This window comes from Coralliovum pocilloporae (assembly GCF_030845175.1).
GTDB classification, from domain to species: Bacteria; Pseudomonadota; Alphaproteobacteria; order Rhizobiales; family Cohaesibacteraceae; genus Coralliovum; species Coralliovum pocilloporae.
The window spans coordinates 3493110-3519228 of record NZ_CP132542.1 but is presented as its reverse complement, the minus strand read 5'-3'; the positions used below and the strand labels follow the sequence as shown (position 1 = coordinate 3519228).

At 55.5% G+C, this 26119-nt stretch carries 27 protein-coding genes and 2 tRNA genes; 27 read left to right on the top strand and 2 right to left on the bottom strand.

Annotated features, from left to right (window positions below; all coding sequences use genetic code 11):
* Positions 1-240 precede the first annotated feature (240 nt).
* On the top strand, positions 241-2961 hold the full coding sequence (gene gyrA, locus RA157_RS15935) for a DNA gyrase subunit A (RefSeq protein WP_434058510.1): 2721 nt from the start codon (positions 241-243) through the stop codon (positions 2959-2961).
* A 134-nt stretch (positions 2962-3095) separates the two neighbouring features.
* Entirely contained in the window at positions 3096-3710 is a 615-nt protein-coding gene (locus RA157_RS15930; protein WP_350336228.1) for a LysE family translocator, read from the top strand.
* 93 nt (positions 3711-3803) lie between these two features.
* Here RA157_RS15930 and RA157_RS15925 read toward each other — a convergent pair whose 3' ends face one another.
* On the bottom strand, positions 3804-4115 hold the full coding sequence (locus RA157_RS15925; RefSeq protein ID WP_350334105.1) for a hypothetical protein: 312 nt from the start codon (positions 4113-4115) through the stop codon (positions 3804-3806).
* A 150-nt stretch (positions 4116-4265) separates the two neighbouring features.
* Here RA157_RS15925 and coaD point away from each other — a divergent pair, with 150 nt between their 5' ends.
* From coaD to tgt, 5 genes are all read left to right on the top strand, one after another.
* Positions 4266-4754 carry a pantetheine-phosphate adenylyltransferase gene (gene coaD, locus RA157_RS15920; protein ID WP_350334104.1) on the top strand — a complete coding sequence of 163 codons (489 nt, stop codon included), beginning with the start codon at positions 4266-4268 and terminating at the stop codon, positions 4752-4754.
* A 21-nt stretch (positions 4755-4775) separates the two neighbouring features.
* Positions 4776-5318 (top strand): peptidylprolyl isomerase, encoded by a 543-nt coding sequence (locus RA157_RS15915; protein ID WP_350334103.1) that lies wholly within the window; start codon positions 4776-4778, stop codon positions 5316-5318.
* 31 nt (positions 5319-5349) lie between these two features.
* A complete protein-coding gene (locus tag RA157_RS15910; protein WP_434058509.1) occupies positions 5350-5811 on the top strand; it encodes a peptidylprolyl isomerase in 462 nt (153 codons plus the stop codon).
* A gap of 68 nt (positions 5812-5879) precedes the next feature.
* Positions 5880-6941: a tRNA preQ1(34) S-adenosylmethionine ribosyltransferase-isomerase QueA gene (queA, locus tag RA157_RS15905; RefSeq protein ID WP_350334101.1), complete on the top strand. Its 1062-nt coding sequence runs from the start codon at positions 5880-5882 to the stop codon at positions 6939-6941.
* Positions 6938-8068: a tRNA guanosine(34) transglycosylase Tgt gene (tgt, locus tag RA157_RS15900; RefSeq protein ID WP_350334100.1), complete on the top strand. Its 1131-nt coding sequence runs from the start codon at positions 6938-6940 to the stop codon at positions 8066-8068. The genes queA and tgt overlap by 4 nt, the downstream gene beginning before the upstream one ends.
* A gap of 70 nt (positions 8069-8138) precedes the next feature.
* Here tgt and RA157_RS15895 read toward each other — a convergent pair whose 3' ends face one another.
* Positions 8139-8627, bottom strand: a complete 489-nt coding sequence (locus RA157_RS15895; protein ID WP_350334099.1) for a DUF4864 domain-containing protein — start codon at positions 8625-8627, stop codon at positions 8139-8141.
* Positions 8628-8881: 254 nt separating this feature from the next.
* Between RA157_RS15895 and RA157_RS15890 the strand changes: the two genes are divergently transcribed.
* The 20 genes from RA157_RS15890 (at position 8882) to RA157_RS15795 (ending at position 26056) form a co-directional block, all read left to right on the top strand.
* Positions 8882-9118 (top strand): Lrp/AsnC ligand binding domain-containing protein, encoded by a 237-nt coding sequence (locus RA157_RS15890; RefSeq protein WP_350334098.1) that lies wholly within the window; start codon positions 8882-8884, stop codon positions 9116-9118.
* A 226-nt stretch (positions 9119-9344) separates the two neighbouring features.
* Positions 9345-9421: transfer RNA gene (locus RA157_RS15885), tRNA-Asp, on the top strand.
* 45 nt (positions 9422-9466) lie between these two features.
* Positions 9467-9543: transfer RNA gene (locus RA157_RS15880), tRNA-Asp, on the top strand.
* A gap of 462 nt (positions 9544-10005) precedes the next feature.
* On the top strand, positions 10006-10371 hold the full coding sequence (locus RA157_RS15875; protein WP_350334097.1) for an NADH-quinone oxidoreductase subunit A: 366 nt from the start codon (positions 10006-10008) through the stop codon (positions 10369-10371).
* Positions 10362-10943 carry a NuoB/complex I 20 kDa subunit family protein gene (locus RA157_RS15870; RefSeq protein WP_350334096.1) on the top strand — a complete coding sequence of 194 codons (582 nt, stop codon included), beginning with the start codon at positions 10362-10364 and terminating at the stop codon, positions 10941-10943. The genes RA157_RS15875 and RA157_RS15870 overlap by 10 nt, the downstream gene beginning before the upstream one ends.
* A 14-nt stretch (positions 10944-10957) precedes the next feature.
* On the top strand, positions 10958-11560 hold the full coding sequence (locus tag RA157_RS15865) for an NADH-quinone oxidoreductase subunit C (protein WP_350334095.1): 603 nt from the start codon (positions 10958-10960) through the stop codon (positions 11558-11560).
* 20 nt (positions 11561-11580) lie between these two features.
* A complete protein-coding gene (locus RA157_RS15860; protein ID WP_350334094.1) occupies positions 11581-12771 on the top strand; it encodes an NADH-quinone oxidoreductase subunit D in 1191 nt (396 codons plus the stop codon).
* Positions 12768-13004, top strand: coding sequence for a hypothetical protein (locus RA157_RS15855; RefSeq protein ID WP_350334093.1), 237 nt, complete (start codon positions 12768-12770; stop codon positions 13002-13004). Before RA157_RS15860 ends, RA157_RS15855 begins: the two co-directional genes overlap by 4 nt.
* A gap of 13 nt (positions 13005-13017) precedes the next feature.
* On the top strand, positions 13018-13998 hold the full coding sequence (gene nuoE / locus RA157_RS15850; RefSeq protein ID WP_350334092.1) for an NADH-quinone oxidoreductase subunit NuoE: 981 nt from the start codon (positions 13018-13020) through the stop codon (positions 13996-13998).
* Positions 13999-14010: 12 nt separating this feature from the next.
* Positions 14011-15315: an NADH-quinone oxidoreductase subunit NuoF gene (gene nuoF / locus RA157_RS15845; protein WP_350336227.1), complete on the top strand. Its 1305-nt coding sequence runs from the start codon at positions 14011-14013 to the stop codon at positions 15313-15315.
* Positions 15316-15346: 31 nt separating this feature from the next.
* Positions 15347-17410: an NADH-quinone oxidoreductase subunit NuoG gene (gene nuoG, locus RA157_RS15840; RefSeq protein ID WP_350334091.1), complete on the top strand. Its 2064-nt coding sequence runs from the start codon at positions 15347-15349 to the stop codon at positions 17408-17410.
* Positions 17411-17422: 12 nt separating this feature from the next.
* A complete protein-coding gene (gene nuoH, locus RA157_RS15835; protein ID WP_350334090.1) occupies positions 17423-18472 on the top strand; it encodes an NADH-quinone oxidoreductase subunit NuoH in 1050 nt (349 codons plus the stop codon).
* Positions 18473-18485: 13 nt separating this feature from the next.
* On the top strand, positions 18486-18704 hold the full coding sequence (locus RA157_RS15830; protein ID WP_350334089.1) for a hypothetical protein: 219 nt from the start codon (positions 18486-18488) through the stop codon (positions 18702-18704).
* Positions 18705-18758: 54 nt separating this feature from the next.
* Positions 18759-19247 (top strand): NADH-quinone oxidoreductase subunit NuoI, encoded by a 489-nt coding sequence (gene nuoI, locus RA157_RS15825; protein WP_350334088.1) that lies wholly within the window; start codon positions 18759-18761, stop codon positions 19245-19247.
* Between the two features lie 81 nt (positions 19248-19328).
* A complete protein-coding gene (locus RA157_RS15820) occupies positions 19329-19943 on the top strand; it encodes an NADH-quinone oxidoreductase subunit J (RefSeq protein WP_350334087.1) in 615 nt (204 codons plus the stop codon).
* A gap of 45 nt (positions 19944-19988) precedes the next feature.
* Positions 19989-20297, top strand: coding sequence for an NADH-quinone oxidoreductase subunit NuoK (nuoK, locus tag RA157_RS15815; protein ID WP_350334086.1), 309 nt, complete (start codon positions 19989-19991; stop codon positions 20295-20297).
* A gap of 10 nt (positions 20298-20307) precedes the next feature.
* Positions 20308-22293, top strand: coding sequence for an NADH-quinone oxidoreductase subunit L (gene nuoL / locus RA157_RS15810; RefSeq protein WP_350334085.1), 1986 nt, complete (start codon positions 20308-20310; stop codon positions 22291-22293).
* Positions 22293-23804 (top strand): NADH-quinone oxidoreductase subunit M, encoded by a 1512-nt coding sequence (locus RA157_RS15805; RefSeq protein WP_350334084.1) that lies wholly within the window; start codon positions 22293-22295, stop codon positions 23802-23804. Before nuoL ends, RA157_RS15805 begins: the two co-directional genes overlap by 1 nt.
* A gap of 23 nt (positions 23805-23827) precedes the next feature.
* A complete protein-coding gene (gene nuoN / locus RA157_RS15800) occupies positions 23828-25267 on the top strand; it encodes an NADH-quinone oxidoreductase subunit NuoN (protein ID WP_434058452.1) in 1440 nt (479 codons plus the stop codon).
* A 3-nt stretch (positions 25268-25270) separates the two neighbouring features.
* Complete coding sequence (locus RA157_RS15795) at positions 25271-26056, top strand: biotin--[acetyl-CoA-carboxylase] ligase (protein ID WP_350334083.1); 786 nt, start codon at positions 25271-25273, stop codon at positions 26054-26056.
* Positions 26057-26119 lie beyond the last annotated feature (63 nt).

The following is a 26119-nucleotide window of genomic DNA, read 5'->3' as shown; positions in this document are numbered from 1 at the left end:
ATAATGTGACCAGTCGGGTTCTGCCGTGACCAATGGCGGGCCATAAAATATCAGGCCGGGTTCGGGGAGAATGCAATAATGGGGATACTTGTTCGCCATATTTGCGGTTTTGTCCGGGAATCGGCTACATAGGCAGTTAACGACATCAAATGACGAGTCACTTTCTTGACAGACGAGACAAACGCGACTCAGGGCGGCGATCTGCCATCTGACATTCGCCCGACTTCAATTACGGAAGAGATGAAGCGCAGCTATCTGGATTACGCCATGAGCGTGATTGTCAGCCGTGCGCTCCCGGATGTGCGGGATGGTCTCAAGCCGGTACACCGGCGCATTCTCTATTCCATGCATGAGAATGGCTATGAGTGGAACAAGCCCTATCGCAAATCGGCCCGTGTGGTCGGTGATGTTATGGGTAAGTATCACCCGCATGGTGACTCGGCCATTTATGACGCTCTGGTGCGTATGGCGCAGGACTTCTCTCTGCGTTTACCGCTGATCGACGGGCAGGGCAATTTCGGTTCTGTTGACGGCGATCCGGCCGCTGCCATGCGCTACACGGAATGCCGACTGGAAAAGGTCTCTCATTCGCTGCTGGATGATATCGACAAGGATACTGTGGACTTTGTCGAGAACTATGATGCATCCGAGCGTGAACCGAGCGTTCTGCCTGCCAAGTTCCCCAACCTTCTGGTCAATGGTGCCGGTGGTATTGCCGTTGGTATGGCCACCAACATTCCGCCGCACAATCTGGGCGAGGTGATTGATGCCTGTCACGCCTATATTGAAGATCCGGCGATCACCACCGAGCAGCTGATGGAACATGTGCCGGGGCCGGACTTCCCGACCGGTGGCACCATTCTCGGGCGGTCGGGCATTCGCAATGCCTACCAGAATGCCCGTGGCTCCATTGTTATGCGGGCCAAGGTGACGACCGAGACCATCCGCAAGGATCGTGAGGCGCTGATTGTTCACGAGATTCCTTATCAGGTGAACAAGTCCTCGATGATCGAGAAGATTGCCGAGCTTGTCCGTGACAAGCGGGTGGAGGGCATCTCTGACATTCGTGACGAATCCGACCGTCACGGCATGCGGGTTGTGATTGAGCTGAAACGGGATGGCAATCCGGACGTGATCCTCAATCAGCTTTACCGTTTCTCACAGCTTCAGACCTCATTCGGTGCCAATATGGTGGCCCTGAATTCCGGTCGTCCGGAGCAGCTTGGTCTCAAGGATTTCATCCAGGCCTTTGTCAACTTCCGTGAGGAAGTGGTCAGCCGCCGAACCAAGTTCCTGCTCAACAAGGCTCGTGACCGGGCCCATGTGCTGGTTGGTCTGGCTATTGCCGTTGCCAATATTGATGAAGTGATCCATCTGATCCGCCATGCGCCGGACCCCGCAACAGCCCGTCGCCAGTTGATGGAACGGGATTGGCCAGCGGGTGACGTGGCTCCTCTGGTGGAACTGATTGACGACCCGCGTCACATGATCCGGCCGGACGGGACGTATAAGCTGTCTGAAGAGCAGGCTCGGGCCATCCTTGACCTGCGTTTGCAGCGCCTGACGGCGCTTGGACGCGATGAAATCGGTGATGAGCTGAACAAGCTTGGTGAGCAGATCAGTGATTATCTTGAAATCCTGCGCTCACGGGCTCGAATTTTCAGCATCATCAGCGGTGAGCTTCAGGCCATCAAGGATGAGTTTGCTACACCGCGCCGGACAGAAATTGTCGAGGGTGGTGCTGATCTCGAAGATGAAGATCTGATTGCCCGTGAGGACATGGTCGTGACCGTGACTCATGGTGGTTATATCAAGCGGGTGCCGCTCTCGACCTATCGCGCGCAGAAGCGTGGCGGCAAGGGGCGGTCGGGCATGTCCACCAAGGACGAGGATTTTGTGTCCCGTCTCTTTGTGGCCAACACCCATACGCCGATCCTGTTCTTCTCATCGCGCGGGATTGTCTACAAGATGAAGGTCTGGCGTCTGCCGCTGGCTGCTCCGCAGTCCCGAGGCAAGGCCCTGATCAACATCTTGCCGCTTGAGGCCGGGGAAACGATCAATACAATCATGCCCCTGCCGGAAGACGAGAACAGCTGGGGCGAACTGGATGTGATGTTCGCCACCCAGAGCGGTTCTGTCCGCCGCAACAAGCTGTCCGATTTCGTTCAGGTGAACCGGAACGGCAAGATTGCCATGAAGCTCGATGAGGGTGATGGCATCGTTGGTGTGGAAACCTGTACGGAAGCTGATGACGTTCTGCTGACTACAGGCCATGGCCAGGCGATCCGCTTCAAGGTCACGGATGTACGCGTTTTCCAGAGCAGGGCATCTACGGGTGTCCGGGGCATCAACCTGGGCGATGGGGATGATGTGATTTCCATGGCTATCCTCCGCCATTTCGACGCAACTCCGGCACAACGCAGTGAATATCTGCGCCGTCGCCGGGCCATGCTGAATGCGGAAGACGGGTTGGAAGCACAGGAGATTGAGGAAGAGGAAAGCACGGAAGGTGTTGAACTCGGAGCCGAACTCTATGCGGCTATGGGCGCGTCCGAGCAGTTCATCCTGACGATTTCGGAACGTGGCTTCGGCAAGCGGTCATCGTCGTTTGAATATCGCGTCTCCGGTCGCGGCGGCAAAGGCATTGCAGCCATGGCTGTGAATGACCGGAATGGCCCGCTTGTGGCGTCTTTCCCGGTTGAGGACAGTGACCAGATCATGCTGGTAACCGATGCTGGCCAGTTGATCCGCTGCCCGATTGATGGTGTCCGTATCGCCGGTCGCTCTACACAGGGTGTAACCGTCTTCAAGACCAAGGATGACGAGAAAGTTGTCTCGGTCGGCCGGATTTCGGATGTGGACGAGGATGATGCGGACGATCTGGATGAGGGAGAGGACGGATCCGAGGCTTCGCCAGATGCCGGTTCCTCATCTGAAGACGGAGCGCCGTCTGAAGAATAGGGCGTGAGCAATGAGCCTTGACCCTAAGGCTTTATCTCAGTCAACGATATCAAGGGAGGTCACTGGACCTCCCTTTTTTCTTGGAGCCTGGTTGAGATCGGGGCATCATGGGGGCCAAACGGAGTGCCGGAATGATCGATCCCAATCTGTATTTCACATATGTCCTTGCCTGCATCGCCATTGTCATTGTACCGGGGCCAACGGTGACTGTGATCATTGCGAACAGCCTGCGCCATGGGCCTATGGCCGGGTTGCTGAATGTTGTGGGAACCCAGGTTGGTCTGGCGATTATGCTCTGTGTTCTGGCATTCGGCTTGTCGACCATTGTCAACAATCTTGGCGTCGTGTTTGACTGGCTGCGTCTTCTCGGGGCGGCCTATCTTGTCTGGCTTGGTGTCAGGATGTGGCGATCCGACGGCAGCCTTGGTTCTTCGGCAGGACGCAAGCCGAATGGCGGGTTTTTCTGGCAGGGCTTCATTGTTATCTGGTCAAACCCAAAGGCGTTGCTGTTCTTTGGTGCCTTTATTCCCCAGTTCATAGATCCGGCCGGGAATGCTCTGCTGCAGACCATTCTGCTCGGTGCAACCTTCATGATTGTCGCGACTGTTCTTGATGGAGCTTATGCGGTGCTTGCCGGGCGGGCGGGGTCTCTTCTCTCACAAAGTCGGGTCCGGCTGGTGGAGCGGATCAGCGGGTCTTTTCTGATTGGCGGAGGGCTCTGGCTGGCGCTGTTGAAGCAGAAGGCATGATTCAGACATAAAAAAGATGCCGGTCCGAAGACCGGCATCAAGGTTACACTCTGGAGAAACTGGGGTGTGGGGTGAGCGTTGGAGGTCTCGGGATTAATCGATCAGGGCTTTGCGAACCAGTGTAGTGGTGTTTGGTCCGGTGTTCCGGGCGATGGTTATGACACGCACATCGCGGTCAAGTCCGTTGGTCATCAGGATGTCTTCAACACAGTCGGGGTCCTGTGCCGGCCAGGCTTCTCCACCGCATGTCTCGGTAATGTCCTTGGCCAACTGAAGGCGGTCGCCCTTCAGGGTAAGAGCTGAGTCGGTCTGTGCCCGGCTTGCCATATTTGCGCTGAAAAGGACTGCAAGCATCAGCATCATGATGGACAAGGCGGTCAGGCAAATCTGGTTCAGGCGGGGCATGGTCAACTCCCTGGTTTGTTTTCTCTGATGGTGTTCATCCTAGCGATGCTTAACTGAATGAAGCCGGAGTCTGCCGTTCATCTTGCGTTCAGGTTTGAAAACCCGCCATTCGGCCTTGTTCTGAGGGCCAAACACAGCTATTGAGGCGGAATGAAACGGATTGCACTCTATCCTGGTTCGTTCGACCCGATGACGAACGGGCATCTTGATATTCTGGAGAAGTCTTTCGCGCTTGCTGACCGTGTGGTCGTGGCGATTGGCATTCATCCGGGCAAGACACCGCTGTTTTCGTTTGAAGACAGAGAGGCGATGATCCGGGGAGCATTGCCGGAGCTGTCCAATCGTATGGATGTGATTGCGTTTGATGGCCTGGTGGTTGATGCAGCCCGCGCGCATAACGCGTCCCTGCTTGTTCGTGGCCTGCGGGATGGGACCGATTTTGACTATGAAATGCAGATGGTCGGCATGAATGGCGCGATGGCACTAGACGTCTCGACCATCTTTCTGCCCGCGTCGCCCGACGTTCGCCATATCACGGCCACGCTTGTGCGCCAGATAGCGAAAATGGGCGGTGACATCAGCTCTTTTGTTCCCTCCGGTGTGGCTGAACGTCTCAAAGCCCGTTTTCCTCAATCCTGATATCAGATAGCGGAGCCTTCCATGCGGTCCTTCCTGATTACTGTTTTCTCGCTTTTCTTCTTTGCATTTTCCGGACTTTCGGCAGGGGCCGAGGATCTCGATCCGGAAAATACGCTTCTTCTTGACCTGAAAGATGGCCGTGTGGTCATCAAACTCCGCCCCGATTTGGCACCCCAGCATGTGGAGCGGATCAAGAAACTGGCGCGTGAGAAGTTCTATGACGGTATTGTCTTTCACCGTGTGATTGACGGTTTCATGGCCCAGAGTGGCGACCCGACAGGAACCGGCCGTGGTGGCTCTTCCTATCCTGACCTTAAAGCTGAATTCTCACCGCGCCCATTTGAGCGTGGCGTAGTTGGTATGGCGCGTGCCCAGAGCCGGGACAGTGCCAATTCGCAATTCTTCATCATGTTCGACGCCGGGCATTTCCTCAATGGCCAGTACACGGTCTGGGGTGAGGTCGTTGAAGGTATGAAGTTTGTCGACAACATCAAACGTGGTGAACCTGTACAGAACCCGGACAAGATTATCCGGATGCAGGTTGCTGCTGACGTTAAAGAATAACCAAATCTGAAAGGACACACCCGTGACCGATATCAAGGATCCGGAAAACACACTGATCATGGAGATGACCCATGGTGAAGTGGTGATCTCTCTTCGCCCAGACCTGGCACCGAACCATGTGGCCCGTATCAAGGAACTGGCTCGGGATGGCTTCTATGACGGGATTGTTTTCCACCGGGTGATCGAGGGCTTTATGGCTCAGACCGGTGATCCGACCGGAACCGGGATGGGTGGTTCCGGCCAGAATCTGAAAGCCGAGTTCAATGATGGTCATCACGGACGCGGTGTATGTTCCATGGCGCGTGCGATGGATCCGGATTCCGCGGACAGCCAGTTCTTCATCTGTTTTGATGATGCCGGTTTCCTCAATGGCCAGTACACGGTCTGGGGTGAAGTGATCTCCGGTATGGAGAATGTGGACAAGATCAAGCGCGGCGAGCCGGTGCAGGATCCTGACAAGATCATCAGCCTGAAAGTGGCTGCTGACGCCTAAGGCGACTAAATTCTGTTTTCGGGCGGCGCATCACCAGATGTGCCGCCTGTTTTGTGAGAGACTGACCCATGCGTGTTGACCAGTTTGATTTTGAGCTGCCTGAGGAGCGGATAGCGCTGCGTCCTGTGCATCCCAAGCATGATGCACGCATGCTCATTGTCTCAGACGATCCGCTGTCAGACCGGACTGTAGTTGATCTGCCGGACCTGCTGCAGCCTGGCGACGCGCTGGTGTTCAATGATACCCGGGTGATCCCGGCGGAGCTGACCGGGTATCGCTGCCGTGCTGATGCGCGGGCCAAAGTGACGTTCAATCTGCACAAACGGGAAACGTTGAACAGCTGGCTGGCTTTTGCCCGCCCGGCCAAGAAACTGGCTGTGGGCGACCGTGTCGAATTCGGTCCGGACTTTGTTGCCGAGGTGAGCGACAAAGGGGAGGCTGGAGAGGTGCTTCTGACCTTCGATGTCGCCGGGCAGGATCTGGATGTGAAGATAGCCGGTGCCGGACATATTCCTCTGCCACCTTATATCGGCTCGAAACGGCCTGAGGATGAGCAGGATGCTGAAGATTATCAGACGATCTATGCCGAGGAAGACGGCGCAGTCGCTGCGCCCACGGCCGGCCTGCATTTCACCGATGAACTGTTTGCGGCTCTGGATGCTCGTGGCATCGAGCGTCACTTCATCACCCTGCATGTTGGGGCGGGAACATTCCTGCCGGTGAAGGCTGATGATACGGACGGTCACAAGATGCATTCCGAGTGGGGGGAGATTACACCTGCACAGGCTGATGCGCTGAATGCCGTGCGTGCACGTGGCGGGCGACTTGTCTCAGTTGGCACCACATCTCTGCGCTTGCTTGAAAGTGCTGCAGATGATGATGGCACCATTCGGCCCTTTGCCGGGGACACGGATATCTTCATCACGCCGGGTTATCGGTTCAAGGCAGTGGATGTGCTGATGACCAACTTCCATCTGCCGCGCTCGACGCTCTTTATGCTCGTTTCCGCGTTTGCCGGATTTGATGCCATGCGTCAGGCCTATACTCATGCAATTAAGACCGGTTACCGGTTCTATTCATACGGGGATTCCTCCCTGTTATTCCGCAAGCCGCTGGAGGCGCGTTCATGACTACGGAATTTGGCTTTGAGCTGATTGGCAAGGACGGTGAAGCCAGGCGCGGGACTGTGAAGACGCCACGCGGTGATATTCGTACACCTGCTTTCATGCCAGTTGGTACAGCCGGTACCGTCAAGGCCATGTATCCAGGTCAGGTGCGTGAGCTTGGTGCGGATGTCATTCTGGGCAACACCTATCATCTGATGTTGCGTCCCGGGGCTGAACGGGTGGCTAAACTGGGTGGTCTCCACACGTTTGCCAACTGGCCCCATCCGATCCTGACGGATTCGGGCGGTTTTCAGGTTATGTCTCTTGCCAAGATCCGCAAGTTGAAGGAAGAGGGTGTTACCTTCCAGTCCCATATTGATGGTCAGCGCTATTTCATGTCGCCGGAGCGGTCTATTGAGATCCAGTGCCTGCTGGGGTCCGATATTCAGATGCAGCTTGATGAGTGTATTGCTCTGCCAGCGTCCGAAGATGATGTCAAACGGGCTATGGAGCTGTCGCTCCGCTGGGCGGAGCGCTGCAAGATTGCTTTTGGCGACAGGCCGGGGCAGGCCATGTTTGGCATTGTTCAGGGCGGCGACAAGCCGCATTTGCGGGTGGAATCAGCTGAAGCCCTGAAAGCCATGGACCTGAAAGGCTATTCCATTGGCGGGCTTGCGGTTGGGGAGCCGCAGGAGGTGATGCTCCGCATGCTGGAGGTAACCTGTCCGGTTCTGCCATCAGACAAGCCCCGCTATCTGATGGGTGTGGGAACGCCGGACGATCTGCTTGAATCAGTGGCACGTGGTGTGGACATGTTTGACTGTGTCATGCCGACCCGGGCGGGGCGGCATGGGCAGGTTTTCACCCGTTTCGGCAAGGTCAATCTGAGAAATGCCCGCCATGCGGACGACCACAGACCACTGGACCCGGAAAGCACCTGTCCGGCGGCGCGGGATTATAGCCGGGCTTATCTGCATCATCTGGTCAAGTCAGGTGAGGCTCTGGGTGCTATGTTGCTGACCTGGAACAATCTGCATTACTACCAAACCCTGATGCAGGGTATGCGCGACGCGATCGAAGCAGGCCGGTTTGACGATTTCCGTCTTCAGACCAAAGCAGCCTGGGCTGCTGGTGATATGGCTCCACTGTAACAGCGATATGGTCTGCAGAACGGACAAGGGCGGCCTCTAAGGACCGCCTTTTGTCGTTTCGGGTGTTAGGTCAGACTGTCTGACCGGGTGCCAAAGCCATGGCAAAGGAATCAATCCGCCAACTGCCATCCAGATCATTGTGTCTGAGTGTGAAGGAGGCGCGCCATGTTTTCTTTCTCACATCCGTGACATAAGCGTGCTGGATCAGTGCTCCATCGGTAAATGAGATAGAATCGATGGTAAGTGATTTGGCATAGGCCAGGGGCGTGTGCTCCTTGCGCAGGAACTTCAAATAGTCCGGTGCCGTGGCAAACGGTTTTCTGTAGGATGGCGTCGCAAGCTGATAGGCCAGCTCGGCTTTTCTCTGTGTCATGGCCCAGATATGGGAATGAACAACAAAGGCGATTTCCTGCTTGTCTGCAGTCGTCAGCGATTGAAGAGATGTTCTCTGTTTGATGCTCATGCCTGCATCGATGGCATAACTGGTCGCACCTGTTGTCATCAGTAGGGCAGAAGCGACAAGGGTCACTTTGGCAAGTGTTTTCAATGAGCGGAACATGAGGTCTCTCCTTCCGTTGGCGCAATCTCCTTGTTTGCGGCTGTTGCCTGTGCGTCTTAACCGGATATGGTCATCTGCGAGCACGGGAGCAAGCACGAACGGCTTCAACGCTGGCTCACGAATCTGTTGACCTGTGTGGCCAAAGCTTGTTTTTGACTGTTGGAAATCAAAGGGCTTGCGCTTCATCCGGGCGCATGTTCGAGTGGGGCAGAACGCTCCGGTCACTGGACTATGAAAGAAACTGGATTACGAGAATGATCGCCTTTTTTGTACAGATCAAATGCGCACTTGGCCGCTCCTATGATGTCGCAAATGCGCTGGCGGATGCGGAAATCGCATCTGAAATCTATTCGACGGCCGGGAATTATGACCTTCTGGTCAAGTTCTACGTGTCAGAGGAAGCCGATATCGGGCATTTCGTGAATGAAAAAGTCCAGATCATCGATGGAATCATCGATACGCACACGATTATTACCTTCAAGGCATTTTAGCGCTTTCTGTGCGGAGACGGATTGGGTTTCCGGTTGTGAATCAGCCGGTTAAGCGACCGATTTGTGAAGTCGCGCATTTTATTTTTTCATTCATCCACAGGCCAAGACCAGCATTTCCGCCGAAAGCCTGTGGATGTGGTGATTTTGGTGTCACTTCTTTGCTTGACACTGTCATCGGACTTTCGTAATTCAGCGTCACCTCACGGGCGACAACGTTCGCAGGCGAGGGGGTGTAGCTCAGTTGGTTAGAGTGCCGGCCTGTCACGCCGGAGGTCGCGGGTTCGAGCCCCGTCACTCCCGCCATTCCTTGGGAATGCCTCGCCAGAACAAGATGTCCGTGCTACACGCGGGGGTGTAGCTCAGTTGGTTAGAGTGCCGGCCTGTCACGCCGGAGGTCGCGGGTTCGAGCCCCGTCACTCCCGCCATTTTCTCCAGACAATTTTTCTGTTTTTCGCGCTTAGCCATTGGTCTATGCGCATTGTTCTGCGTTTGGGGGTCTTCCGCGTGCATTGGTTCGATCGCATTCGCAAGTGATCATGTGTTTTTCTCAAGTCAATATATGACTATGAATGTCATGTTTGTGTAAATCTCTGGGAATGCACAGATAACGCCTGTGTAATCAGGCTTTGCGAGTTTCTGGCGGATTAAATGATGTCACTGGAATGACATTCATCCAATCTTGCGACTGATCCGTATCAACACTGACATCGTGAAAACTGTTCACAATCAACGGGTCACACGGTGATTTGATCATGGTTCGGGGGCTTGCCTCTTTGTGTTCAGTGGGCTAAGCCTCAGTCATCATATGGCTGCAGGTTTGATTTGTAATCCGTGGCCATATCAATAAAAATCTGCATCCGAGATGCGATGAGATAAGGCCTGGCTCAATGGAAGACCTTTTGAAGGACTATCTGCCGATTGTCGTCTTCATTGGACTTTCGCTTGTCATCGGACTTGCGCTGCTGATCTCTCCCTTCCTGTTGGCGTTCAAAAAGCCGGATACCGAGAAGCTGTCAGCCTATGAGTGCGGATTCAATCCGTTCGATGATGCGCGGATGAAGTTTGATGTGCGCTTCTACCTCGTGGCAATCCTGTTCATCATCTTTGATCTGGAGGTGGCTTTCCTGTTTCCCTGGGCTGTATCATTCTCTGATGCGGGCGGGTTTGGCTTTGTCACGATGATGGTGTTTCTGGCCGAGCTGACCATTGGCTTTATCTATGCTTGGAAAAAGGGAGCTCTGGAATGGGATTGAGCGATACGACAGGCACGCTGATTGCCCCGTCGCCGCGCGGTGCCGTTGATCCGCTGACCGGCAAGTCCGTTGGAGCCGATGATCCGTTTTTCCTCGAGGTGAATGACGAGCTGGCCGACAAGGGTTTTTTCGTAACATCAACCGACAGCATTATTCAGTGGGCGAGAACCGGCTCGCTGATGTGGATGACCTTTGGTCTTGCCTGTTGTGCGGTTGAGATGATGCAGCTGTCTATGCCGCGTTATGATGTGGAGCGGTTTGGCTTTGCGCCGCGCGCGTCACCGCGCCAGTCGGATGTGATGATCGTTGCCGGAACACTGACCAACAAGATGGCGCCTGCATTGCGCAAGGTCTATGACCAGATGCCGGAGCCGCGCTATGTGATCTCAATGGGGTCCTGTGCCAATGGCGGCGGCTATTATCACTATTCCTACTCAGTGGTCCGTGGCTGTGACCGTATTGTTCCCGTTGATGTCTATGTTCCGGGATGTCCGCCAACGGCTGAAGCGCTTCTCTATGGTGTCTTGCTGCTTCAGAAGAAGATCCGCCGCACCGGCACAATCGAGCGATAGGCGGGGTGGCGCTGATGGATGACAATCTGAAAGAGCTTGGCGAGTATATTGCGGATGCGCTTGGCGATCATCTGCGCGCCTGGGGTGTCGATTTCGGTGACCTCTGGGTTCAGGCGGAACGCACATCGATTATCGAGGTGCTGCGGTTTCTGAAGAATGATGCCCGCTGCAAGTTCGTCAATTTCGTCGATATCTGCGGTGTGGACTATCCGGGTCGGCAAAACCGGTTTGATGTGGTCTATCACCTTCTGAGCCCGACACAGAATGCACGGATCAGGATCAAGATTGAGACGAGCGAGAGCCTGATGGTGCCCTCTGCCGTGCCGGTGTTTCCCGGTGCTGACTGGTTCGAACGGGAAGCCTATGATTTCTACGGTATTCTGTTCTCGGGCCATCCGGATCTGCGCCGCATTCTGACGGATTACGGGTTTGATGGTCATCCTCTGCGCAAGGACTTCCCGCTGACCGGTTTTGTTGAGGTCCGTTATGACGATGAGCAGAAGCGGGTTGTTTATGAGCCTGTGAAGCTCAATCAGGAATTCCGCAATTTCGATTTTCTCAGTCCCTGGGAAGGCACGGATTACGTGCTACCCGGCGATGAGAAAGCCAACAGCTGATGCAGGGAGCGTAACGATCCATGGCTGAGGCTCAGGTTCGCAATTTCAACATCAACTTTGGCCCGCAGCATCCGGCAGCCCACGGTGTGCTGCGTCTGGTTCTGGAACTGGACGGGGAAGTGGTCGAGCGGGTTGATCCGCATATCGGGCTTCTGCATCGCGGGACCGAGAAGCTGATCGAGGCGAAGACCTACAATCAGGCTATCCCGTATTTTGACCGACTGGACTATGTGGCTCCGATGAACCAGGAGCATGCATTCTGTCTGGCGACCGAGCGGCTGCTGGGGATTGAAGTTCCCAAACGCGGGCAGCTGATCCGGGTGTTGTATTCCGAGATCGGCCGCATCCTCTCGCATCTTCTCAACGTCACCACCCAGGCCATGGATGTTGGGGCGCTGACGCCGCCGCTCTGGGGCTTTGAAGAGCGTGAGAAGCTGATGGTCTTCTATGAGCGCGCCAGTGGTTCCCGCATGCATGCGGCCTACTTCCGTACCGGCGGCGTGCATCAGGATCTGCCTGAAGAGCTGATTGATGACATTTACGACTGGTGTGACCCGTTCCTCGACATTTGCGATGACATCGAGGGCCTTCTGACCCATAACCGGATTTTCAAGCAGCGCAACGTGGATATCGGTGTTCTGGATATCGATGATGCCTGGGCCTGGGGATTTTCCGGCGTCATGGTGCGTGGTTCGGGTGCTGCCTGGGATCTGCGCAAGTCGCAGCCCTATGAGTGTTATGACGAGCTGGACTTTGATATCCCCATCGGCAAGAACGGCGACTGCTATGACCGCTATCTGATCCGCATGGAGGAAATGCGCCAGTCTGTTTCCATTATGAAGCAGTGCATTGAGAAACTGCGGACGCCTGCGGGGCAGGGGCCGGTGTCCTCTGTTGACGGCAAGGTGGTGCCACCGAAGCGTGGCGAGATGAAGCGGTCGATGGAAGCGCTGATCCATCATTTCAAACTCTATACAGAGGGCTATCACGTGCCTGCAGGCGAGATCTATGCGGCTGTTGAGGCACCGAAGGGTGAGTTTGGCGTCTATCTGGTCTCGGACGGGTCCAACAAGCCCTATCGCTGCAAGATCCGCGCGCCGGGATACGCGCATCTGCAGGCCATGGATTTTATCTGTCGTGGGCATCAGCTTGCTGATGTATCGGCAGTCCTCGGGTCTCTCGACATCGTGTTTGGCGAGGTGGACCGGTGATTGAACAGGCTGCAAGCGAGCTGAAAGCTCTTTTGCAGTCGGGTTGGGCTGTCAAAGGTTTCCAGCCCGTAACCGAATTTGAAGACGGAGGCGAAGGCGGAGAGCAGAGGCAACTGAATGGATTTGCCATTCTTCTGCAGTTTGAATCGGATGTGGCGATTGCAACTGTGGTCTTCAAGAATGGAGCCTATCGGGTGCTTCGGACCAATCTGCTGACGTCGACAATATTCTGAGAGCGAGTGACACATGTCAGTTCGTCGCCTACATCATGAGCAGCCTGAGAGCTTCGCATTTTCAGCGGAAAATGTGGATTGGGCGAATATGGTGATTGCCAAATATCCGGAAGGCCGACAAGCCTCTGCGGTTATCCCGCTGCTGATGCGGGCGCAGGAGCAGGAGGGTTGGGTCAGCCGTCCGGCCATTGAGGCCATCGCCGACATGCTGGATATGCCCTATATCCGTGTTCTCGAAGTCGCGACGTTCTACACACAGTTTCAGCTGCAGCCGGTTGGCAGGAAGGCCCATGTCCAGGTCTGCGGCACGACGCCCTGCATGCTGCGGGGTGCTGAAGACCTGATCCGGATCTGCAAGAACCGGATTGCGGCCCAGCCATTCACCCTGTCGGATGATGGGGATTTCTCCTGGGAAGAGGTGGAATGTGCCGGTGCCTGTGTTAATGCGCCGATGGTTCAGGTGTTCAAGGATACCTATGAAGATCTGACGCCTGAGGCCCTGGAAGCTATTCTCGACAGCTTTGCGCGTGGTGAAACGCCGAAACCGGGTCCACAGATTGACCGGATTTTCTCCGCTCCTGAAGGCGGACCGGTTACGATTAATACGGATGAGATTTTCCCGACGCTGAAAGGCGGTCAGGAATCTGCTCCAGTGAAAGAGCCTGCGCCTGCGGTTGAGCCAGCCCCGACACCTGTTAAACCGGCTGCCCCGGCAGACATGTCCGGCAAGCCTGATGATCTCAAGAAGATTTCCGGTGTGGGCAAGGTGATAGAAGGCAAGCTGCAGGGGCTTGGTATTACGACATTTGCCCAGATAGCGGCCTGGACCGAGGCTGATATTGCGGCTTTTGACGAAAAGCTCAGCTTCAAGGGACGTATCCAGCGGGATAATTGGATTGAACAGGCGAAACAGCTGTCGTCTGGTGGTGAGACCGCCTTTTCCAAGCGCGTTGAGGCAGGCGATGTTCCCTCCAGCTCAAACGGGGAGGATTGATCCATGGTTCAGATGCTGACTGACAAGGACCGTATCTTCACCAATATCTATGGCCTGCATGACTGGGACCTGCAGGGTGCGATCCGGCGCGGCCAGTGGGATGGCACCAAAGCTCTGCTTGAAAAGGGTAAGGACTGGATCATTGAGGAAATGAAGGCGTCCGGCCTGCGTGGCCGCGGCGGTGCCGGTTTCCCGACCGGCCTCAAATGGTCCTTCATGCCCAAAGAGGTGACAGATCGTCCGCATTATCTTGTTGTGAATGCAGATGAATCAGAACCTGGTACCTGCAAGGACAGGGAAATCCTGCGCCATGATCCGCATACGCTGGTGGAAGGGTGTCTGGTTGCCGGTTTCGCCATGGGCGCGCACCATGCCTACATTTATGTTCGCGGAGAATTCATCCGTGAGCGCGAACGCCTTCAGGCGGCTGTTGACCAGGCCTATGATGCCGGACTTATCGGCAAGAACAACAAGAATGGCTGGGACTTTGACATCATCGTCCATCACGGTGCCGGGGCCTATATCTGCGGTGAGGAGACGGCCCTGATCGAGTCCATTGAGGGTAAAAAGGGTCAGCCGCGTCTGAAGCCGCCATTCCCGGCCAATGTGGGGCTCTATGGTTGTCCCACTACGGTCAACAATGTGGAGTCCATTGCTGTTGCGCCGACAATCCTGCGCCGGGGAGCCGGCTGGTTCAAAGGATTTGGTCGCGAGAACAATCACGGCACCAAGCTGTTCTGCGTGTCAGGACATGTGAACCGGCCAGCCACGTTTGAAGAGGCGATGAGCGTTCCGTTCCGCGAGCTGATTGACAAGCATTGCGGTGGCATTCGTGGCGGCTGGGACAATCTTCTGGCCGTTATCCCGGGCGGGTCATCCGTGCCGTGCCTGACGGCAGAGGATATTATTGACTGCCCGATGGATTTTGATGCTCTGCGGGACAGGCGTTCGGGCCTGGGCACGGCGGCTGTGATCGTGATGGACAAGTCCACCGACATCATCAAGGCAATTGCGCGTCTGAGTGCATTCTACAAACATGAAAGTTGTGGCCAGTGCACCCCGTGTCGGGAAGGCACCGGCTGGATGTATCGTGTGATGCAGCGCATGGTGCGTGGTGAAGCGCAGAAGAAAGAAATCGACATGCTGTTTGATGTCACCAAGCAGGTGGAAGGTCATACGATCTGCGCCCTTGGCGATGCTGCAGCCTGGCCTATTCAGGGCCTGATCCGCAACTTCCGTCATGTGATTGAAGAGCGGATTGATCAGTATACTGCTAATCCGAAACCGGACGAAGCGCCCGCAGTGGCTGCTGAGTAAGGCGGACAAGACAAACGTTGGAGAGCGATCGATGACTAAACTGATCGTAGATGGAAATGAGGTGGACGTTCCGGCCCATTACACGCTGTTGCAGGCGTGTGAGGAGGCGGGGGCCGAAGTGCCGCGTTTCTGTTTCCATGAGCGTTTGTCTGTTGCCGGAAACTGCCGGATGTGTCTGGTCGAGGTCAAGGGTGGTCCTCCCAAGCCTGCTGCGTCCTGTGCCATGTCTGTCCGCGATCTGCGTCCGGGCCCGAATGGGGAAGCTCCTGAAGTCTTCACCAATACGCCGATGGTCAAAAAGGCCCGTGAAGGGGTGATGGAATTCCTTCTGATCAACCACCCGCTTGATTGCCCTATCTGTGATCAGGGTGGTGAGTGTGACCTGCAGGACCAGGCCATGGCCTTTGGTGTTGACGGTTCTCGCTACCAGGAAAACAAACGTGCGGTTGAGAACAAGCATATCGGGCCGCTGGTCAAGACGATCATGACCCGCTGCATTCACTGCACCCGCTGTGTTCGCTTCACCACTGAGGTGGCTGGTATTCAGGAACTGGGGCTGGTTGGTCGCGGAGAAGATGCCGAGATCACCACCTATCTGGAAGCAGCGCTGTCGTCAGAGCTCCAGGGTAACGTCATTGATCTTTGCCCGGTTGGTGCACTGACATCCAAACCCTATGCGTTTCAGGCCAGGCCGTGGGAATTGACCAAGACGGAATCCATTGATGTGATGGATGCGCTGGGGTCGAATATCCGTGTGGATACCCGTGGCCGTGAAGTGATGCGGATCATGCCGCGCCTGAATGAGGCCGTGAACGAGGAATGGATTTCGGACAAGACCCGCTTTGTCTGGGACGGCCTCAGAACCCAGCGCCTTGACCGTCCCTATGCCCGGAAAGACGGTAAATTACAGGCGGTTTCCTGGGCGGAAGCATTCCGGATTATCGCGGACAAGGTTGCTGATACTCAGCCAGAGCGGATTGGGGCGCTTGCCGGTCAGTTGTCCAATGTGGAAGAGGTTTTCGCTCTTAAGGACCTGATGGACAGCCTTGGCGTGACCAGCCTTGACGCGCGTTTCCCTGGCTCGCCGCTTCATCCCGAACATGGTCGCGCCAGCTATCTGTTCAATTCCACCATTGAGGGGATTGAAGACGCTGATGCTATCCTTCTGGTGGGAACAAATCCGCGCAGGGAAGCGCCAGTTCTGAACGCCCGACTGCGCAAGCGTTATCTGGCTGGTGGTGTGAATATCGGCCTTATTGGTGAACTGGCTGACCTGACTTATCCTGTGGTCCACATGGGGGACAGCCCGGATATCCTGACAGAGCTAGCCAAACGCGGGCCTACCAAGGCAGAGCATCCGATGATGATCATCGGGCAGGGAGCCCTGAATAGGCCTGATGGCGCCGCTGTTCTGGCGGCAGCTGCCAGGGCGGCTGAAGCGCTGGGTATTGTCCGGGATGGCTGGAACGGCTTCAATATTCTGCATACGGATGCTGGTCTTGCCGGTGCCCTTGATGTGGGCTTTGTACCGGGTGAGGGTGGTCAGTCTACCGGTGAGATGCTGGAGCCGGGTGCCAAGGATCTTCTGTTCCTGATGGGCGTGGATGAAGTATCCGTGCCGGAAGGTGCCTTTGTGGTCTATATGGGCACCCATGGTGACCGTGGAGCGCACCGGGCTGATGTGATTTTGCCAGGTGCTGCCTATACAGAAAAATCCGGAACTTACGTGAATACGGAAGGCCGTGTGCAGTTGGCCAATCGGGCCGCTTTCCCTCCCGGTGATGCCCGCGAGGACTGGGCCATTCTGCGGGCGCTGTCTGACGTTCTTGGCAAGACATTGCCGTTCAATTCGCTGGCTCAGCTGCGGTCTGCGCTTTATCAGGCGCATCCACATATGGTCCGCATTGATGAAATTGCCGAAAGTGAGGCTCTTGACCTTGGCGCTCTGAGTGCTGCCGGGGGTGACAGCTTTGGCGGCATTCTGTCATCAGCCATTGATGATTTCTACCTGACCAATCCGATTGCGCGCGCCTCTGCCGTTATGGCCGAGTGCAGCGCCTTGTTGAACAGACCAGCCGCCGAAGCGGCTGAATAACGGGGACGACAGATGCAGGCCTTTGTCGATAACTGGCTTATTCCCGGCGCCATCATGGTGGGGCAGTCGCTCCTGATGCTGGTCGCGCTGCTGGTGTTCATTGCCTATATTCTTTATGCCGACCGTAAAATCTGGGCTGCCGTTCAGATCCGCCGTGGACCAAATGTGGTTGGTCCGTGGGGATTGCTGCAATCTTTTGCCGACCTGCTGAAATTCGTTCTCAAAGAGCCGGTTATTCCGGCCAGTGCCAATAAGGGCGTGTTCCTGCTGGCTCCGCTTGTCTCTGTCACCCTGGCTCTGGCGGCATGGGCTGTTGTGCCGGTGAATGATGGCTGGGTTATTGCGGATATCAATGTGGGTATCCTGTATCTGCTGGCGATTTCCTCCCTGGGTGTTTATGGCGTCATCATGGGAGGCTGGGCCTCCAACTCGAAATATCCGTTCCTTGGCGCGCTGCGGTCTGCCGCGCAGATGGTGTCCTATGAGGTTTCCATCGGGTTTGTCATCATCACGGTTCTGCTGTGTGTCGGATCGCTGAACCTGACGGATATCGTGAACTCGCAACAGACCGGTCTCGGTACCTTGCTGGGCATGCCGAATTCATTCCTCGACTGGTACTGGATTCCGTTGTTCCCGATGTATGTGGTGTTCTTCATCTCGGCTCTGGCTGAGACAAACCGTCCTCCATTTGATCTGCCAGAGGCGGAATCGGAGCTGGTGGCCGGTTTCATGGTGGAATATGGCTCCACCCCATACATGATGTTTATGCTGGGCGAGTATGCATCCATCGTTCTGATGTGTTCGCTGACCGCCATTCTGTTCATGGGTGGCTGGCTGCCACCGATTGATATCGCACCGTTCAACTGGGTGCCGGGCATTGTCTGGTTTATCCTGAAGGCCGGGTTCATCTTCTTCCTGTTCGCCATGGTCAAGGCTTTCGTGCCGCGTTACCGATATGATCAGCTGATGCGTCTGGGATGGAAGGTGTTTCTGCCGATTTCTCTCTTCATGGTCTTTGCCACGGCACTTGTTCTGCAGGTGACGGGCTGGGCTCCGGCCTGATGGGGAGAGGGTAATGGAATTTCCGCCTGCTGCAGTTATAGGCGCGCTGGTCGGTCTGGTGATTGGCTATGTGGACTTCAAGATGGTGGCGGGTGTGGTCCGGGCCAAATGGCAGACCAGGTTCGGAGCCACGCGACAAAAAGAGCTGGATTGGATTCAGTTTGGCATTTTTGCCGTGACTGTAATCGGATTTCCGATTGTCGGCTATCTGCTGGGGCTTGAGATCGGATAACGGGGCATAGTCCCGAATGAAAGGGTGGGAGCCAAGGCTCCCGGAGGATGAACGATGAGAGTAGCACAGGCGGTCAATTCGCTGTTTCTGAAGGAGTTCGTAGGGGCGTTTTTCCTCGCCATGCGCTATTTCTTCAAGCCGAAGCCGACGATCAACTACCCGTTCGAAAAAGGACCTGTCAGCCCGCGCTTTCGTGGTGAGCATGCCCTGCGTCGCTATCCCAACGGGGAAGAGCGCTGCATTGCCTGCAAGCTCTGTGAAGCTATCTGCCCGGCACAGGCCATCACCATTGAGGCTGAGCCGCGTGGCAATGATGGTACGCGCCGGACAACCCGCTACGATATCGATATGACCAAATGCATCTATTGCGGTTTCTGTCAGGAAGCCTGCCCGGTGGATGCGATTGTGGAAGGCCCGAACTTTGAGTTTGCAGCGGAAACGCGCGAGGAGCTGTTCTATGACAAGGACAAACTTCTGGCGAATGGTGCCCGCTGGGAGCGGGAAATCGCCCGGAATATCGCAATGGACGCGCCTTATCGCTGAGTGAGGCAAACGGGCAGCTTGAGATTGGTGCCCGGCTTTGAGACAAGACGAGGAAACGCCCCTGGGGCCTAGGACAGAACCATGATCCTGACGACCTTTTTCTTCTATCTGTTTGCGGCTGTTATGGTCGCTGCGGCGTTTATGGTGATTTCATCCCGGAACCCGGTTCACTCTGTTCTGTTTCTGATCCTGACATTTTTTAATGCCTCGGGCCTGTTCATCCTGATCGGAGCCGAATTCCTCGCCATGCTTCTGGTGGTGGTCTATGTGGGGGCGGTGGCCGTGCTGTTCCTGTTCGTGGTGATGATGCTGGACGTGGATTTTGTCGAGCTGCGCCAGGGGTTCCTGCAATATCTGCCTGTTGGCGGCCTTGTGGCCTTTGTGCTTCTGGCGGAACTGGTGCTTGTGTTCGGCAGCTCGGTTATCTCGCCTGATGTGGCCGGAAATGCGGTTGTTCCCATTCCGGATGCAGCCACAGCAACCAATGTGGAAGCCTTCGGTCAGGTGCTTTACACGAAATATGCCTTCTTTGTGGAAGTGGCCAGCTTTGTGCTGGTGGTGGCGATGATCGGCGCAATTGTGCTGACCCTGCGCCACAAGGAAGGCGTCAAACGGCAGAATGTTGCAGACCAGGTGGCACGGACGCCTGAAGATGCAATTGAAATCAAGAAGGTTGAGTCCGGCAAGGGCCTTTAGGCTCCGGATTTCAGAATTGGAACGTAACCAGGAAGGCACTATGCCATGGCAATCGGTCTTGAACATTATCTGACGGTCTCGGCGATCCTGTTTACGCTGGGTGTGTTCGGAATTTTCGTGAACCGGAAAAACGTCATCATCATTCTGATGTCGATTGAGCTGATCCTGCTTTCGGTCAACATCAATCTGGTGGCGTTCTCAGCCTTTATTGGTGATCTGGTCGGGCAGATTTTCGCGCTGATGGTGTTGACTGTTGCAGCGGCTGAGGCGGCCATTGGCCTGGCTATTCTGGTGACGTTCTATCGTAATCGCGGCACGATTGCCGTTGAAGACATCAACATGATGAAGGGCTGAGGAAAAGAACATGTATTCAGCCATTGTCTTCCTGCCGCTCCTTGGATTTCTGATTGCCGGTCTGTTTGGCCGTGCCATCGGGCATCGGGCCGTGGAAGTGATTACAAGCAGCTTTCTTGTGATTGCAGCGCTTCTGTCATGGGTTGCCTTTGTCACGTTCTGGCTTGGCGATGCGACTGCAACAAGAGAGCAGATCCTGCCCTGGATTGTCTCAGGTGATCTGGTTGTCGACTGGGCCTTGCGGATTGACACACTGACCGTGGTGATGCTGGTTGTGGTCACCTCAGTGTCGGCGCTGGTTCATATCTATTCCATTGGTTACATGAGCCATGACCCGCACCGGGCGCGGTTCTTTGGCTATCTGTCGCTGTTTACCTTTGCCATGCTGATGCTAGTGACATCTGACAATCTGCTGCAGATGTTCTTTGGCTGGGAAGGTGTGGGCCTGGCGTCCTACCTGCTGATCGGGTTCTGGTACAGGAAACCGTCTGCCAACGCGGCTGCGATGAAAGCCTTTGTGGTTAATCGTGTCGGCGACTTTGGTTTTGCCCTTGGTATCTTTGGTGTCTTCGTTCTGTTCAACTCGATTGAGTTTCCATCAATTTTCGCCAATGCTCAGGCCGTTGCCGGCAGCGATGCAACCTTTACCTTCCTTGGAGAGCAGTATGGTGCCAGCGGGGCACTGACCGTTATCTGTCTCCTCCTGTTCATGGGAGCCATGGGCAAATCGGCCCAGTTCCTGCTGCACACCTGGCTGCCGGACGCGATGGAAGGTCCGACGCCTGTTTCTGCACTCATTCATGCAGCAACCATGGTCACCGCCGGTGTATTCATGGTGGCTCGTCTGTCACCGCTGTTTGAACTCAGCCATACGGCACTGACCGTCATCACGTTCTTTGGTGCAACAACGGCATTCTTTGCAGCGACCGTTGGCCTTGTGCAGAATGATATCAAGCGGGTGATTGCCTATTCCACCTGTTCGCAGCTCGGTTACATGTTCGTGGCTCTCGGAGTTGGTGCTTATTCCGTCGGTATCTTCCACCTCTTTACCCATGCTTTCTTCAAGGCACTGCTGTTCCTTGGTGCTGGCTCTGTCATTCACGCGGTGTCGGACGAGCAGGACATGCGCAAGATGGGCGGGCTCAAGAAACACATCCCCACCACGTACTGGATGATGACCATAGGTACGCTGGCGCTGACCGGCGTTGGTATTCCGGGCACCTATATCGGCTTTGCAGGCTTCCTTTCAAAAGATGCCGTGATTGAGGCGGCCTTTGTCGGCCATAATGCCTTTGCGTCTTATGCCTTTGTGCTGACTGTGATCGCGGCCCTGTTCACCAGTTTCTATTCCTGGCGTCTCGTCCACCTGACGTTCCACGGTGAGGAGCGGATGTCGGCCGATGTGAAATCGCATATTCACGAGTCAGGCCAGATCATGCTGATCCCGCTGTTTGTTCTTGCGGTCGGAGCGGTGCTGGCGGGGATTGTCTTCAAGGAGGCCTTTATTGGCCACGGATACAATCATTTCTGGGATGGATCACTGTTCACTCTGATTGATCAGGAATCCAGTGACAGCATTCTGACCCATATGCACCACGTGCCGTTCTGGGTGAAAGCCTCACCATTCGTCATGATGCTGATCGGTTTTGTGACCGCCTGGTACATGTATCTGAAGGCTCCGCATCTGCCGAAACAACTGGCGGAGCGCCATGACGGGCTTTATCAGTTCCTGCTCAACAAGTGGTATTTCGACGAGCTGTATGACGTGCTGTTTGTCCGCCCATCGAAATGGCTGGGCCGGTTCCTCTGGAAGAAAGGCGATGGGATGGTTATCGACGGGTTCGGACCTGACGGTATCTCCTCGCGTGTTCTTCAGCTGAGCGGCAAGATCACGAAACTTCAGACAGGTTTTGTCTATCACTATGCGTTCGCGATGATGATCGGTATCGCAGCGCTGATTACCTGGTTCATGTTCTCCGGTGGAGGGGCGCACTGATGATCGATTGGCCAATCCTATCCTGGGTAACGTTTCTGCCCACGGCCGCTGCGCTTCTGCTTATGGTCATGCCCGGAAAAGAGGGCGAGACGGACGACAATGCCAAGCGCGTGGCGCTTCTGGCAACCAGTGCCACATTCCTTCTGTCTTTGTTGATCTGGGCCGGGTTTGACAATTCCAATCCCGGTTTCCAGATGGTCGAGCAGACGGAATGGCTGGGTGGGTCCATCGTTTACAAGATGGGTGTTGACGGCATTTCCATGCTGTTCGTCATCCTGACGACCTTCCTGATGCCGTTCTGCGTGCTGGCCAGCTGGTTTGCGATCAAGAAGAATGTCCGCGCCTATATGGTGGCGTTTCTGTTGCTTGAAACCATGATGATCGGCGTGTTCTGCGCGCTGGATCTGGTTCTGTTTTATGTGTTCTTTGAGGCTGGCCTCATTCCGATGTTCATCATCATTGGTGTCTGGGGTGGCGCGCGCCGCATCTATGCCAGTTTCAAGTTCTTCCTCTATACGCTGCTGGGTTCCGTTCTGATGCTGCTGGCCATCATGGCCATCTACTGGGACGCGGGAACCACGGATATTGTTTATCTGCTCGACCACAAGCTGCCTGCCAACATGCAGACCTGGCTGTGGCTGGCTTTCTTTGCGAGTTTCGCCGTCAAGATGCCAATGTGGCCGGTGCACACCTGGCTGCCTGATGCCCATGTGGAAGCTCCGACGGCGGGCTCGGTTATCCTGGCCGGTATCCTGCTGAAGATGGGAGGCTATGGCTTCCTGCGGTTCTCATTGCCGATGTTCCCGCTGGCTTCTGCGGATTTCGCGCCCTTTGTCTTTACCCTGTCAGTCATCGCGATCATCTACACATCGCTTGTTGCCCTGATGCAGGAAGATATCAAGAAGCTGATTGCCTATTCATCTGTGGCGCATATGGGCTATGTGACCATGGGCATTTTCACCATGAATGTGCAGGGCATTCAGGGCGGCATCTTCCAGATGCTGTCTCACGGTATTGTTTCAGGCGCACTGTTTCTCTGCGTTGGTGTCATCTATGACCGAATGCACACGCGTGAGATTACGGCCTATGGCGGCCTGGTGAACCGGATGCCGTTCTATGCGGTGGCGTTTCTGGTGTTCACAATGGCCAATGTGGGGCTGCCGGGTACCAGCGGGTTTGTCGGCGAATTCCTCACCCTGATTGCGGTGTTCAAGGTCAACACCTGGGTGGCTCTGTTTGCCACCTCTGGCGTGGTCCTGTCTGCGGCTTATGCCCTGTGGCTTTATCGCCGGGTTGTTTTCGGCAAGCTCGACAAGGAGAGTCTCAAGTCGATCCTTGACCTCGATCTCAGGGAAAAGGTTCTGCTGGTGCCGTTGATCGTGCTGACCATCTTCTTTGGCATCTATCCGATGCCGGTTTTTGATGTGACAGCGGCGGCGGTAGAGAATCTGGTGACATCTTACAATGCGGCACTGGCAGCGGCGGAGACCGTTGCTGTGGCCGGGAACTAACGGTTTGGAGAAGCGAGACAGTCATGGCATCTGAAGTGATGATGATCCCGGATTTCGCACCGGCTGTACCAGAAGTTCTTCTGGCCGTTGGGTCCATGGCGCTGCTGATGGTTGGCGTTTTCATGGGGGACCGGTCAGCCAATCTGGTGACGGGACTTGCAACGGCTCTGCTGGTGATTGCTGGTGGTGCGGTGCTTATTGGTCCGGTTGAGGCGACAACATTCAATGGTGTCTTTGTGATTGATCCGTTCACGCGGGTGATGAAGATCATGGCACTGCTGGGCTCAACCGTGGCTGTGATCATGTCTGTTGGCTATGCCCGAGCCCAGAAGTTTGACACTTACGAATATCCTGTCCTGATCCTGCTTGCGACGCTCGGCATGCTGCTGATGATTTCAGCCAATGACATGATCGCGCTTTATCTGGGGCTGGAACTGCAATCTCTGTCGCTTTATGTGATTGCCGCCATCAACCGGGATTCAGCCCGGGCATCAGAAGCCGGGCTGAAATATTTCGTCCTGGGGGCGCTGTCCTCCGGAATGCTGCTTTACGGCATGTCGTTGGTCTATGGCTTTACCGGTCATACGGGATTTGACGGCATCGCCGAAGCCGCCTCTCAGGGTGTCGGGACTGGCTTTATCTTCGGTCTTGCCTTCATTCTGGCAGGCTTGGCCTTCAAGATTTCAGCGGTTCCGTTCCATATGTGGACACCGGATGTCTATGAGGGCGCACCAACACCGGTGACAGCCTTCTTTGCCGCAGCCCCGAAGGTGGCCGCGCTGGCTCTGTTTATCCGGGTGACCTATGGTGCCTTTGAGCACGCGACGGATTCCTGGCAGCAGATTGTTGTCTTCATCTCGATTGGTTCAATGGTTCTCGGTGCCTTTGCCGCGATTGGTCAGACGAACATTAAACGCCTGATGGCCTATTCATCCATCGGTCATATGGGATACGCACTGGTTGGTCTGGCCGCTGGAACACAGGCTGGCGTTCAGTCTGTGATCATTTACCTGATTACCTACCTGGCAATGACGTTTGGTGCCTTTGCCTGCATTCTTGCCATGCGACGCAAGGAAGGTATGGTCGAGGACATCTGTGAACTTGCCGGTTTGCATCGGAATAATCCGGCCCAGGCTTTCCTTCTGGCGATGATCATGTTCTCGCTTGCCGGTATTCCGCCGCTCGCCGGGTTTGTCGGTAAGTTCTTTGTCTTTGCTGCGGCCATTCAGGCAGACCTTCTCGCTCTGGCTATTGTAGGCGTTCTAGCTAGTGTTGTTGGCGCGTTCTATTATATCCGCATCGTCAAGATCATGTATTTCGATGAGCCAGCAGCTCCGTTCCAGCCAATGTCTGGAGAGCTGAAGCTGGTGCTCGGTACATGTGGTGTGTTTGTCATTGCTTTCCTGACCTTTGCCTATCCGCTGATTTCAGTTGCCGAGACGGCTGCAGCCACATTCTTCTGACCCATGTCTTTCAGTCTGGATCGGTTGCCTGACGATTGTCGTCACCTTGCATTCGAGAGCGTTGGATCGACCAATGCTCTCGCATTGCATTATGGAGAGCAGGGGGATCCGGGTTTCCTCTGGATCAGTGCGCAGCGCCAGACAGAAGGCCGGGGCCGTCGCGGGCGTGCCTGGGTTTCTGATGATGGAAATCTCTATGCCAGTCTTCTGATCGTCGATGATAGGGTGCAGGGCAGGGATTACAGCAACCTGCCTCTGGTTATGGCGATTGCGATTTATGAGGCCGTGGCGCGTACAGCCGGGACATTTGATGGTCGTCTGGCAATCAAATGGCCGAATGACCTTCTGGTTGATGGCGCCAAAATCTCCGGCATGCTGCTGGAACAGCGAATGCTCAAGCATGACCGGCTTGCCCTGGCCATCGGCTTTGGTGTCAACTGCCTGACAGAGCCGGAACGGGGGCAGGTGGAGCGACAGGCAACGAGCCTTAAGCTTGAGGGTGCGCCGGTTCTGCCGTCTGATCTTCTGGATGTTCTCTCAGAGCAGGTGTTGCACTGGCTTCGGGTCTGGAACCTGGGGAGTGGGTTAGAGGCTGTGCTGAATGCCTGGCGAGAGCGTGCGATTGGTCTTGGACGGGCTGTGACGGTGCGTTTGCCGAATGAAGAACTGTCCGGAACCTTCGAAGAGATTGCGCAGGACGGGGCCTTGATGCTACGGACGGCGGATGGTGGAACCAGACGGGTTCTGGCCGGTGATGTTTTTTTCTCCGATGGCGATAGACACGCCTGATCGGCTTTGGTGTAGGTGCTTCTGTGACAGATAGCGGGTCTGAACTCGTCTTTGCGCCCTTGG